The 11,506-nt window shown below is 40.0% G+C and carries 13 protein-coding genes, 12 tRNA genes and 1 rRNA gene; 18 read left to right on the top strand and 8 right to left on the bottom strand.

Annotation, left to right across the window (positions count from 1 at the left end):
* The first annotated feature begins 10 nt into the window (after positions 1-10).
* From rrf to ODU55_RS10615, 13 genes are all read left to right on the top strand, one after another.
* Positions 11-126 (top strand): 5S ribosomal RNA (gene rrf, locus ODU55_RS10675).
* A 23-nt stretch (positions 127-149) separates the two neighbouring features.
* Positions 150-222, top strand: a tRNA-Val gene (locus ODU55_RS10670).
* A 5-nt stretch (positions 223-227) separates the two neighbouring features.
* Positions 228-298, top strand: a tRNA-Gly gene (locus ODU55_RS10665).
* A gap of 30 nt (positions 299-328) precedes the next feature.
* A tRNA-Ile gene (locus tag ODU55_RS10660) sits at positions 329-402 on the top strand.
* A 6-nt stretch (positions 403-408) separates the two neighbouring features.
* A tRNA-Glu gene (locus ODU55_RS10655) sits at positions 409-480 on the top strand.
* Between the two features lie 5 nt (positions 481-485).
* Positions 486-575: transfer RNA gene (locus ODU55_RS10650), tRNA-Ser, on the top strand.
* Positions 576-584: 9 nt separating this feature from the next.
* Positions 585-658, top strand: a tRNA-Met gene (locus ODU55_RS10645).
* A 15-nt stretch (positions 659-673) separates the two neighbouring features.
* Positions 674-746, top strand: a tRNA-Phe gene (locus ODU55_RS10640).
* Positions 747-766: 20 nt separating this feature from the next.
* A tRNA-Tyr gene (locus tag ODU55_RS10635) sits at positions 767-847 on the top strand.
* A gap of 7 nt (positions 848-854) precedes the next feature.
* Positions 855-925: transfer RNA gene (locus ODU55_RS10630), tRNA-Trp, on the top strand.
* A gap of 7 nt (positions 926-932) precedes the next feature.
* Positions 933-1,005: transfer RNA gene (locus ODU55_RS10625), tRNA-His, on the top strand.
* Between the two features lie 11 nt (positions 1,006-1,016).
* Positions 1,017-1,088 (top strand) — tRNA-Gln (locus ODU55_RS10620).
* 11 nt (positions 1,089-1,099) lie between these two features.
* A tRNA-Leu gene (locus tag ODU55_RS10615) sits at positions 1,100-1,183 on the top strand.
* Positions 1,184-1,279: 96 nt separating this feature from the next.
* Here ODU55_RS10615 and ODU55_RS10610 read toward each other — a convergent pair.
* From ODU55_RS10610 to ODU55_RS10575, 8 genes are all read right to left on the bottom strand, one after another.
* Complete coding sequence (locus ODU55_RS10610) at positions 1,280-2,413, bottom strand: tyrosine-type recombinase/integrase (protein WP_111689748.1); 1,134 nt, start codon at positions 2,411-2,413, stop codon at positions 1,280-1,282.
* Positions 2,403-2,609 carry a DUF3173 domain-containing protein gene (locus tag ODU55_RS10605; protein WP_029989014.1) on the bottom strand — a complete coding sequence of 69 codons (207 nt, stop codon included), beginning with the start codon at positions 2,607-2,609 and terminating at the stop codon, positions 2,403-2,405. The genes ODU55_RS10610 and ODU55_RS10605 overlap by 11 nt, the downstream gene beginning before the upstream one ends.
* Before the next feature lie 56 nt (positions 2,610-2,665).
* The gene (locus ODU55_RS10600; protein ID WP_398582807.1) at positions 2,666-3,682 is read right to left on the bottom strand and encodes a replication initiation factor domain-containing protein; all 1,017 of its coding nucleotides are present in this window, start codon (positions 3,680-3,682) and stop codon (positions 2,666-2,668) included.
* Positions 3,683-3,686: 4 nt separating this feature from the next.
* The gene (locus ODU55_RS10595) at positions 3,687-4,106 is read right to left on the bottom strand and encodes a hypothetical protein (protein WP_398582806.1); all 420 of its coding nucleotides are present in this window, start codon (positions 4,104-4,106) and stop codon (positions 3,687-3,689) included.
* Positions 4,107-4,381: 275 nt separating this feature from the next.
* Positions 4,382-5,737, bottom strand: coding sequence for an FtsK/SpoIIIE domain-containing protein (locus tag ODU55_RS10590; RefSeq protein ID WP_398582805.1), 1,356 nt, complete (start codon positions 5,735-5,737; stop codon positions 4,382-4,384).
* On the bottom strand, positions 5,709-5,963 hold the full coding sequence (locus tag ODU55_RS10585; protein ID WP_043026638.1) for a hypothetical protein: 255 nt from the start codon (positions 5,961-5,963) through the stop codon (positions 5,709-5,711). The genes ODU55_RS10590 and ODU55_RS10585 overlap by 29 nt, the downstream gene beginning before the upstream one ends.
* A 38-nt stretch (positions 5,964-6,001) precedes the next feature.
* Entirely contained in the window at positions 6,002-6,574 is a 573-nt protein-coding gene (locus tag ODU55_RS10580) for a hypothetical protein (RefSeq protein WP_398582804.1), read from the bottom strand.
* A 158-nt stretch (positions 6,575-6,732) separates the two neighbouring features.
* Positions 6,733-6,993, bottom strand: coding sequence for a hypothetical protein (locus tag ODU55_RS10575; RefSeq protein WP_105212158.1), 261 nt, complete (start codon positions 6,991-6,993; stop codon positions 6,733-6,735).
* Between the two features lie 670 nt (positions 6,994-7,663).
* Between ODU55_RS10575 and ODU55_RS10570 the strand changes: the two genes are divergently transcribed.
* The 5 genes from ODU55_RS10570 to ODU55_RS10550 form a co-directional block, all read left to right on the top strand.
* Positions 7,664-8,569, top strand: coding sequence for a hypothetical protein (locus ODU55_RS10570; protein WP_398582803.1), 906 nt, complete (start codon positions 7,664-7,666; stop codon positions 8,567-8,569).
* Positions 8,526-10,550, top strand: a complete 2,025-nt coding sequence (locus ODU55_RS10565) for an SEC10/PgrA surface exclusion domain-containing protein (RefSeq protein WP_398582802.1) — start codon at positions 8,526-8,528, stop codon at positions 10,548-10,550. Before ODU55_RS10570 ends, ODU55_RS10565 begins: the two co-directional genes overlap by 44 nt.
* Positions 10,525-10,779 (top strand): LPXTG cell wall anchor domain-containing protein, encoded by a 255-nt coding sequence (locus ODU55_RS10560; protein WP_398582801.1) that lies wholly within the window; start codon positions 10,525-10,527, stop codon positions 10,777-10,779. The genes ODU55_RS10565 and ODU55_RS10560 overlap by 26 nt, the downstream gene beginning before the upstream one ends.
* A 6-nt stretch (positions 10,780-10,785) precedes the next feature.
* Positions 10,786-11,286, top strand: coding sequence for a hypothetical protein (locus tag ODU55_RS10555; RefSeq protein ID WP_398582800.1), 501 nt, complete (start codon positions 10,786-10,788; stop codon positions 11,284-11,286).
* Positions 11,287-11,324: 38 nt separating this feature from the next.
* The coding region (locus ODU55_RS10550; RefSeq protein ID WP_398582609.1) for a helix-turn-helix domain-containing protein at positions 11,325-11,506 on the top strand (182 nt) is incomplete at its 3' end.

Below are 11,506 nucleotides of genomic sequence, written 5' to 3'. Positions count from 1 at the left end.
GACTCAGTAGTTAAGTGACGATAGCCTAGGAGATACACCTGTACCCATGCCGAACACAGCAGTTAAGCCCTAGAACGCCTGAAGTAGTTGGGGGGTGCCCCCTGTTAGATACGGTAGTCGCTTAGCAAGTTGGAGAGAGATCTCCATTTGGGAGTTTAGCTCAGCTGGGAGAGCATCTGCCTTACAAGCAGAGGGTCAGCGGTTCGATCCCGTTAACTCCCATATAAGCGGGTGTAGTTTAGTGGTAAAACTACAGCCTTCCAAGCTGTTGTCGCGAGTTCGATTCTCGTCACCCGCTTTGAACATAGTTCATACCCAAACTTGGTTTGGGCGCGTAGCTCAGATGGTTAGAGCGCACGCCTGATAAGCGTGAGGTCGGTGGTTCGATTCCACTCGTGCCCATTATATGGTCCGTTGGTCAAGGGGTTAAGACACCGCCTTTTCACGGCGGTAACACGGGTTCGAATCCCGTACGGACTATATTTGGAGGATTACCCAAGTCCGGCTGAAGGGAACGGTCTTGAAAACCGTCAGGCGTGTAAAAGCGTGCGTGGGTTCGAATCCCACATCCTCCTTACTACTATCGCGGGATGGAGCAGCTAGGTAGCTCGTCGGGCTCATAACCCGAAGGTCGTAGGTTCAAATCCTGCTCCCGCAATTTCTTTAAGAATTTGGCTCGGTAGCTCAGTTGGTAGAGCAATGGATTGAAGCTCCATGTGTCGGCGGTTCGATTCCGTCTCGCGCCATTAATTTAATATTATATTTCGGAGAGATAGCGAAGAGGCTAAACGCGGCGGACTGTAAATCCGCTCCTTCGGGTTCGGGGGTTCGAATCCCTCTCTCTCCATACCTTTACGGGCATAGTTTAAAGGTAGAACTAAGGTCTCCAAAACCTTCAGTGTGGGTTCAATTCCTACTGCCCGTGTTATATGGCGGGTGTGGTGAAGTGGTTAACACATCAGATTGTGGCTCTGACATTCGGGGGTTCGATTCCCCTCACTCGCCTATTTTAATATTGGGGTATCGCCAAGCGGTAAGGCAAGGGACTTTGACTCCCTCATGCGTTGGTTCGAATCCAGCTACCCCAGTTCAACTATATGCCGGCGTGGCGGAATTGGCAGACGCGCTGGACTCAAAATCCAGTGTCCGCAAGGACGTGCCGGTTCGACCCCGGCCGCCGGTATAGTTTAAAGTTATTGAAAAGACAAGGTTTCTAAGCCTTGTCTTTTCTTTTATGTTTTCTATTGGTCTTTTTCGAGTTACCAATAGATTCCATTTTCTAAAAAATATCGTCCAATTTGTTCGCCAGTGTCTTTTGTTTACTAGGGTATAGGTGGGAATATGTATCTATTGTAGTCGTGATAGAGGCATGTCCAAGACGTTCTTTCACTACAAGATAATCTTCCCCTTGATTGATAAGTAAAGACGCGTGAGAGTGCCTTAAATCGTGTATTCGTATCTTTTTTAGATAGTTGTTCCTAGCCAGTATCTGCTTAAATTTTTTATCAATCATATTTTTTGTGATTGGTAGTGGTGTACTCTGAATAACTTGAAGACTTTCTGTATCTGTTGTAAATTCTTTGAGTAAGTCGCTTTGTTTTTCTTTCCAGTCTCCAAGCATTCTTGCTAATTTATGATTGATTGTAATATGTCTAGTGCCTGCCCTAGTTTTTGTGCTATTGATATAATTTGTACCGTGAACAAAGTAAGCTGTTTTCGTGATGTGAATAGTATTAGTGATTAAGTTTATATCGTACCAATTTAACGCTAGTATCTCGCCAAGTCGCATGCCAGTAAAAAAGGCAATCGTAAAGAATAGGTCATAGCTTATTTCATCACTTGTAATGAGTTTTCTAAATTCGTTAAATTCTTCCACACTCCAAAAATTTATAGTTGGCTTACTAATAGGCAATTTTCTTAGATTTTCAACAGGATTTTTATCTATCAGTGATTTTCTTACACCTGTATCAAAAATTTTCTTGAGAAGTATCATTATTTTATTGACTGTATTATGGCTTAACGTAACACTATCATTTTGCTTTTTTGACTTTGTTTTAAGATGTTCTCGAAATTCAAAAATGTGCTCATAGGATAGTTTATTTAAGTTTGTATTCAGAAAATAAGGCTTGATATGTCGCTCATAGTTATTTCTTTGTGTGGAGATGTAGCTGATTTTCCTGTTGTTTTGTTGGTCTTCTTCCTCAAGTATATCAAAAAGCATGTCGGTAGTTACCAAAAAATCAAATCGTTTTTCTTTTAACTCAACAACACGGATATACTGCTCTAACTCTAAAGCCTCTTTCTTAGTTTTGAAACCTTTGCGAATAATCCGTATCCGCTTTTGAGTAACAGGGTGGAAACCGTCAGAAATGTCAACAGTCCAAGTTCCGTTTTTTGCTTTTTTAACGGTCATGATGAGCACCTAAAGAGACATCAAATCCAAGTAGTTCAGTAGCGACGGTAGCAGGAATTGTACCAATACGCTTATTTCGGTATACGAAAAACCCTCTTGCAATTAGTAGTTCTTTCCCTTGCCTGATAATGCGTTTAGAAGTGCCCTCAGAGAACCCAAGAGCAACTAGGTCTTTCTTATTTACGGTTGCTATCATTGAACACTTTCCTTTCTTTTGTTATAATCTAGTTAGTTAATTTTAGGGGCGATTTTTCAAGTCGTCCTTTTTTGTCCCCATAATGGGGAGCTATTCTGCTCTCGGATATATTGCTCAATATCCTTTTCATCATTATCGGTTAGCCGAGACAATCCATCTTTTAGCAGACTCTGAATATAATCTTCTGCCTTTTGAACATCATAGGCTTGATATTTTGCTATATAAACCTTTGCTAATGTCTTTGCAACTTGTTTCTCTGTCCAAGCCTCGGACTGTCGTAGGGTTGGCTTAGTCCTTTCAACACTCAAAACGGTCTGATTTTCGGTCTTGAGATAGTCTAGCCACCACTTGACCTTTTTTCTTCTCCAACGATTAGTATCTGTCGCATTTGGTTTCACAAAACGATAGTGACCATTGATAGCTTCAAAATAGATAGATGACAGAGGACGCTTTAGAAACAATTGCTCTGCAATAATATTCGCCTTATCCTGCCAACATCTAAGTTCCGCACGAATCCAAGAGGGATATTCTACAAGCTCTTGCTTGCTAAGTTGTTCCATACGTTTATTGTAGATACACCATTGTTGATTACCTCTGGAACCTATAGCAACCGTCTCGCCAACTCGTTCTCCATTTTCTAAGACAGATTTTTCATGATACTCAAAATGCTTTGCTTTCGAGATACATAAACCTTTCTTGCAATAGTCATATACTCGCTGAACATCTAAACTACCGTCAAATATGTCGTGAGCAATATCTAAACGAGTAAAATTCACCGAATACTGATACAACCGACCTATCAAAGCTATCCAATTATTTTCGTTACCGTCCAAAAATTCTTCGTATTGGCGACAACCTTGCCCTTTTAATTCGATAAAAACCCCCATTGAAGGTCTATCCTTATTAAAGTACACTTTAATCTCAGAACAAGCATAATGTCGCTGGTACTTGTTTATTCCCCAATTATTTAATGTGAAATCTTCTAAAGGAATTAAAAGAATATCAGTTAAAACCCTTTCTGGAGGAATATTTTTAACGGTTACTGCAAAATAATCAATTCTGACTGTATTCATAGGGTTATGCTCCTAGAATTTTAATGTCCTCACATACTAATTTAACACCTGCCCAGTTACTTCGTGCCATGTTCCAAGCTAAACGAATTTTCGGCTTAACCAACTCAATCGGAACATTCAAAAGTGATTCATTTTGAGCGAGCGTAGCAATCTTATCTACATTACCTACAATTTCTAGGTTGATAGCTTTCAAATCATCAGTAGAAATCCCCATTTCAGTTAGTACCTTCACTTTGTCGGCATCAAGTGCAGTACAAACGATTTTTGTAATCTCTTCAGTTTTAATTTTCTCGCCATTAACCTCGTTATACCTATTATTAACTTTAGCAGATAGAATAACAATTTTTTTCGGCACTTCAAACTGTGTCATATCCAAATCAAGTTGCCCAATCTTAAGGGTAGTATCTGTCATATTGTAAGTCATAATAATTACTCCATTTTCTATTCAAAAAGTCGTATCCTACACGAAAAGCGACTCAATCCCTTCTCCCACAAGGGTTTCAATGACTTCGGTATAACCAACAAGCCGTAACCCCTTACGTATCAAGGGTTTAGAGTACATTTCATGTATGTGTGCCCCCCCTATTAGTATTGGGGGTATTTTTCTGACCTCCTGCAAAGCAGTCGGTTGGCTCTTTCTCCTAGCGAAAAGAGGAACGCTCCGCTCGATTCTGCCCCCTGGGCAATCGTCTCTATTCGCTAGTCCGAAAGACCGTCATTATTTCTAATACTCCAGTAGCGGTCGCAAGCCTTATCAAAATATTCCTCAAAGTCTAGTTCATCAGACTTAAAAGGTGTTTCAACATATCTAGGTTGTGGAATCACTCCATCTATTTGAATGTATCCTGTGCCTATGTTACAAGTTTTATAATCAATATCTTGACTTGAAAACATCATGCGACAAGAATCTGAATCAGCAGTAGTCGAACCTAATAAGAGTGCTGTGCCAAAGTTTTGCCTCATATACGTCGGAATGAAATCACTTGAGGCTCTCTGCAGACCTACTATAACTTCGATAGAGGCTTGGCGAGATTTTACTAATAGACTTCCAAGGTTCGACATTGCCTCTTGATAGGCTTGTTTCCCTTCTTTAGTCGTTTCTGCCTCTGTTTTGAAAGCAATCCCCTCATCAAGCACGATAACAAGAGGATAATTGCCCTCGACATCCGCCCACGATAAAACTTTTCCTTTAGAAATATAGGTATCTGGGTTATCCGCCATAACCTGAAAGCGTCTATTCATTTCCAAGACAGCTTCTCTCAAAGCTCCTGCAATTTGAAAAGGGCTATTATAAACAACTTTATAGCCTAACCTATCCTCTAACTTTTTACCGACAAGCCAAGAAAGTTCCCCGTTCTTTGGGTCGAGCAACTTTATTTCAGCTCCGATATTCAAGTATTGGGCTACAAGGTTTTCTAGGAGCACCGTTTTCCCCGACTTGGTCGAACCAGCCAAAAGGACGTGAGGCGGTGAGCCAAACTGCCAACCCACTTTCTCAGAGATTGTCAAATTTGCAGTTCCTAGAGTATCCTCCCAAGTCAATCTCTTCTCAGCAAACTTCGGAAAAATATAAGTTGCTTGGCTAATTGTTTCTGTCATTTCCCCCAACTCTAAAGAAAGTGAACTAGACAGGAGTGAGCCGAGTTTAGAAGCTAACTCATTATATTTATCTCCATATTTCATGGCATGAACTTCTATGTTCTTTTCAGTTTCTCTATATTTTAGAACTAAATAATTTGTAATTTCTTCTCTGCCATCTATAACCTGACTCTCATAAAATTTGTTAGAGACAATCATATATTGCAAATTATAGTTGATTCCATTCAGGTATGCTTGCTGACATTTTTTCCAAAAGCGAAATATAAACCAAAATATACTAATAAAAAATATACCAACGATTGAACTAAGAAAATTTTCTCGAAATGAAAGAATAGTAGTCAATATCAATATCGCAAAAATAAAATAGAAAGACTTAGAAACAATCCTGCTATAAAAAACAGGTATATATAGCGTAGGTTTAACTGTTTTAAGCCTCTGATTTCTCCAAATTTGCATCCGATGTAATAGTTTTATCATTACTTACCCCTACCTTATCATTTTCATTTTCAGTTGAAACAACATCTATCAACCACAATAAAAGAGGAATCCCAATCACACCTCCTGCAATAAAAAATGTTTCTACTAAGGGAGTGCCGTACTCATTAGTTAAATCCAATAATAGATAAATAGAATAAACCAACGCTGGATATGTGATATAAAACATAAATTTATAAATTTTCATAATAATAATTTCCTTTCATAAAACCAAAGGGGGAGGGGTTAGCTCCCCTGCTCGGATAACGCCCCTGCAACAGCCTTAACTAAGTAACTATATTTGAATTTAGTCCAGCCTAGTCTGTTCACAACATAATGATAAAAGTCAGGATTTACATCAAATTCACATTCAACAGCAAAGATATTATCTTTATTGGCTTTTCTTGAGAAGGTGCGGTGGTTCTCTTGAACACGGTCTAAAATCTCATCAGTAATAAAATCCGAGGTATTGCCCCTGTAATAATAGGACTCATTGGTAATTTTTTTTGAAGTGAAAATGTCATCAGCCAAACAGGAACCTGTTGTAATATGGAATAACTGACAAGCTCTATGCCACATGTCAAGCAATCTCGCTAGATAGCCAACGGATAAATTCTTACCATAAATAGTATTTTTAAGTTTTTTTGCATATGGTAATGCATCTTTTGAATCGTATATGTAGAATCCCCCAATAACTGCATCGGGAATGTATTTTGATAGCCTACGGCAATACCCTTGTTCGATAACGTCGTCAAAGGTATGAATTCCAGTCCTTGGGACTAGCTTTATTGGTACTATGATATTCTTTTTAGGTTTCATATTATTGCCTCATTTCTCTATTTTATTGTCACAGTAAGTATTCTTAAATAAGTGTTGGTGAAGCTCTTGAGTTCATATATCTTCCTTCCGTTAATATCTATGAAATACTATATAGTTGATACTATTGTTTTGAAAATATAATGATAGGTGTTGCCCTATCATTCAATTCCAAGTAAAGGGTTACTAATATTGGTAGTGTACACGTATGTCTTTTTATCTTCTAATTGCTGTCTATTGAGCATTCCCTTGTTAAACATTGTTATTAGTAGTCTTGCTACATTGGGAGATTGCCAATTTAGATAAGAACCAATTTCTTTAGAAGTATGCTCAGCATTATAGCAGTAGATGACAACATTCATTTCAGATTTGCTCAAATTATTATTTCGAGACAAAGTTCTATAAAGTTCTAATTCAGTCATTGTATTTTCCTTTGAATATCATTTTGATACTATCATAATAGCACTATCTCGGAGATGTGTCAAGCAAAAATGCCAAAAAAATTCCACGATAAAAAAATTATGTTGTTTTTACGACAGAATGGACGTCTTAAAATATTGATTTAATAGGATTTGTGTGGCTATAAGTTCTTAAGTTTCAAACTCAAAATCCAGTGTCCGCAAGGACGTGCCGGTTCGACCCCGGCCGCCGGTATAGTTTATGAAGAAACGTTGTTTTATCAGCGTTTCTTTTTTTGCTTTGTCTGGTGGGTAGGGTGGTTTTAGGCTCAAATTTTTTCTGATATTGTAGTAATGTTAGATTTGCTATAGTACTTCTACTTTATTATGTTGATAATGGGAAGGTGGGCTTCTGAAAATTGCTACAGTTGTTTCCTGTATTTAAGGTGTTGATTAATTTGGGCATGGAAAATAATGCTTTCAGTTTTCCTTTGGGCTGATGACAAGCTTTCATGGGGCTGTTCTTCTTATCTCTTGTTGACTTGGAAAAGTATGTAAAAATTTTAGATCTTTTTTTGACAAAAAAATGAAAATATTACACAAAATACTTGACAAATCGCTTGTTATATTAGTATAACAAGACTTGACTTTACAGCCAAGCCTTTCCTAATTGCTAAAAAAGGAGATTCAATTGATGGGCAAGAAACTGATAAAGAGCACAGCTATTGGAGTAGCGACTCTTAGCTCATTTGTAATTGCAAATGGTGTGCATGCTGAAGAAGCTGTAAATACCCCTACAAGCCCTGTAGAGAGCCCTGAGGTGTCTCTGACAGCTAGTGTAGGTATTGAGACGGTATCAGGTGTTATCGTGACCAATGGTACTGCTGTTGTAACAGAAACACCGACTGAAGCAACGGTTAATCAGGCGGCTACTATTAAGACTGCTGCTGGCCAGGCTGTAACTGATCAGACTGCTGTGGTGGTGGATGCGAGTGTTGCCGAAGAAAATGCCGCAAACGTGGTTAAAAGGGCCAATGAAGTGGTTGCAGAGGCTGAAACAAACAAGGCCGAAGCAAGGGATGAGAACATTGCGAAAGCTGAAACAAGGGTGGCTGATACGCAAACAGCTATTTCAGAAGCTGAAAGCAAGGCTACTAAAGCCGCCGAAAACACAGCTGAAGCACAAGCAAAAGCCGATGATGCACAAGCTAAAGTAAATAGTGACAAAGCGGCCATTGACGCTCAAGAGACTGTTGTGGATAATGCTCAAACAGCTGTGGATAATGCACAAGCAGTTCTAGATGGCACAGGTAAAGAGACAATTATCGCAGAATGTGACGCTGCTGCAAGTGACCTTGAAGTTGCTAAAGCAGACGAAACCAAGGCACAAAGCGACCTTACTAAGGCTCAAGAAGCTGATGCAAGGAAAGCAAGTGACTTGGCAACTGCTAAAGAAACTGAGGCTACTCAATCCGAAACTACTAACAAGACTGCAAGCGACCTTGCGCAAGCACAGGCTGATGCTACGAAAGCAGTAGCTGACTTGGTAAATGCCAATGCGGTGGTTGATAAGGCCCAGAAGGCAACTAGATGGTACTGATGGAACTACAATCATTGCAGACCGTGATGATGCACAAGCAGCCCTAACACGAGCCCAAGCAGCCGAAACCAAGGCACAAAGCGACCTTGCAACAGCCCAAGCCGCAGATGCTAAAAAGGCCAGCGACATTGCAAGCCATACTGAAACACAAGCGCAACAACAAGCGACTGCTAAGCAAACAACTGGAGCTCTTGCACAAGCACAGGCTGATGCGAAAACTAAAGCAGACGCAAAAACAGCTACCAACAACAAAGTGGCAGAGTTGACAGCTAACATCGCAGCTTTTGATAACTTAACAACACCAAAACTGTCACAAGATGTTATTGATGCTTATAAGGCATTTGCGAAGGATGAGTCTCAAAGCAATAAAGATGCCTTGTTTAATGCAGTCAATACATGGTATACAACCGATATGGTTGGCTATACTAAAACAATGGTAACTCCAATTGATACAACCATTGTTGACCCTTCAAACTTAACAGAAGAGCAAGTAACAGCATTATCTCAATACTATGTTTATATTGAAAATGCTGTGCGTAAGCAAATTTGGGGTTCAAACAACGAAGATGTGATTGTCACAAAAGATGCTGTACAAGCTGCTATGCAAATTGCCAAAAATTATACAGCTGAAAATGATAATACTGGTGATCACAGCTATACAGCATTAAAAAATGATGGCAATAATAATGTAAGTTACAACTCGGAGGGGATTGCATTCATCTCCACTAAAACTACCACCATGACTCAGTTATATCGGAACATTTTCAGTATGTCAATCAATACATGGGCTGGTGATTACAACCAAAATTATGCGCATATTACAAACGAATATTGGTATAAACCTATTTACGCAACATTAACGCCATCTACAACTCAGAAAATTAGTGGAGCATTTGTTACAAGTGTAACACCTGGTGGATTTGGACGTGCTCATACTATTCAATTTTCCAACAACAGTGGCAACACTATCGCTGCACCATACGACACAACAGCCCTCAAAGCTGAATTGGCAACTGCTAAGACAGCACAGGCTCAAGCGACACAAGCTGACAAGCAAGCACAAGCAACCCTTGCTAGTACAACAACTGCTAACAACCAAGCTCAATCAGTTTTACAAGCAACTACAATTCAATTGACTGCTTTGAAAGCTACTGCTGACCAAACACCAGCAGCCCAAGCTACATTGACAACCGCAACCACTGTGTGTAAAGTTGCAGAAGCTCGCTTGGCTAACGCTCAACAAGCCGTTGACAACCTCAACGCTGACGTAGCAACCAAGACTAAAGCCCTTGAAGATGCGAAATCGGTTCAAGCAAAAGCTGTCGCAGCAGACACAAGTGCCAAAGCAACTCTTGCTCAGGCAAGAACTACAAATGACAAGGCTCAGGCAGCACTTACTGCAACTCGTGCAACCATTGCAAGCCTTGAAGCAATCGCTGACCAAACATCAGCCACCCAGGCTACCTTGACAAGTGCAACCGCTGCTCGTCAAGCTGCTGAAACTCGCTTGGCTAAGGCTCAACAAGCTGTTGACAACTTCAACGCTGACGTGGCAACCAAGACTAAAGCTCTTGAAGATGCGAAAAGTCAATTGGCTGCTGAAGAAGCAAAATTGGCTCAACTGAAAGAAGCTAAGTCTACAAGCGAAGTCGTTCTTGCAGAAGCTCAATCGAAAGTAGAGGCATTGAAGGCTGAAGAAGCTAAGATTGCAGATGAAATTGCTGTATTGAAAGCGCAACTTGCCGAACAAGTGGCTAAGCTTGCAGCACTCAAAAATGCTGACCAAGTCCTTGCAGACGCTCAAGCAGAGCTTGCAAAAGCTATCAAGGCTCACACTGCTGCTAAAGCAACCCTTGACGCTGAAATCGATAAGTTGGACCAATTCTTGAAGAACCAACGTGATGCTAAAGCTCAATATGAGGCTGCGAAGGAGGCTTATACCCAAGCACAGATTTGTGGCTCAGAGACAAGCTATCAATGATGCAGGCGGTCAACCGATTGCTATCACAGATAAAGTTGGTAAGATTGTGGGCTACTTTGATGGCAACCAAACTGCAGGTACTAAGCTACAGCCAATCACTTATAGCAGAGTTGAAAAGTATAGACAGCTGCCACAAACGGGCTCACAAGAAAGCCTTTTGGTATTGTTAGGCTACACGGCCCTTGCTGGTCTTGGACTAGGTTATGCAAAAAAACGGAGAAGAGGATAGGAAAGAATGGCAGAACAACAAAATATAAACCAATTTGGTCGCGAGGAACTCATTGATATTTTGCAGTATTTGTATGTGCAGATTGATGAATTCTTTACTATTAAGAATAAAATGTCTTCTATTGTTGAACAGACTATTAGTACACGTGTTAAACAGGCTACAACAGCTAAGTATAATCGGAATGGAAATATTGGTGGTATCATTTTTGTCCTGATGGGAGTGGTTGAACTCGGCAATAATTTTTTCAACGCTCTTTTCCTGATGGGGCTGATGTATCTATTTGGGCAGGCTACAGTCCGTCTCTTTATGTGGCTTATGGCTAGACCGACTAATAAAAAACATTCGGCTTTCGGTCTCAATTATACTGTAAATGTACTTAGTAAGAAACAACTTGAGAAGGTTACTCAAGAAGCAACTGTTGAAGCGGAACGTTCTCAAGAATATCAGTCGCTCCTTGCAGATAAGTTAGCATTGGAAAGCAACCAGACACTTCTTTATTTCTTATAGTTGTTTAGTTTTTATTTGATGTATGATAAAATAGACTTATGACTTACGGAATTGATTTTAGAAAACGCGTTATTGCCTATGTCCAATCAGGACACACAAAAAAGGAAACCTGTGACCTATTTGGTATTGGAACCGATACCTTGTACCGTTGGGAGACACAGCTGAAAAATGAAGGACATCTGAATCGTAAACCACGAGCTCGTAGTCCTCGCAAACTTCC

Origin of the sequence: Streptococcus sp. 2022WUSS037 (assembly GCF_044427225.1) — a bacterium.
Classification (GTDB): Bacteria; Bacillota; Bacilli; order Lactobacillales; family Streptococcaceae; genus Streptococcus.
Note: the sequence above shows the minus strand (reverse complement) of the source record. Positions and strands in the feature narration are given on the sequence as shown.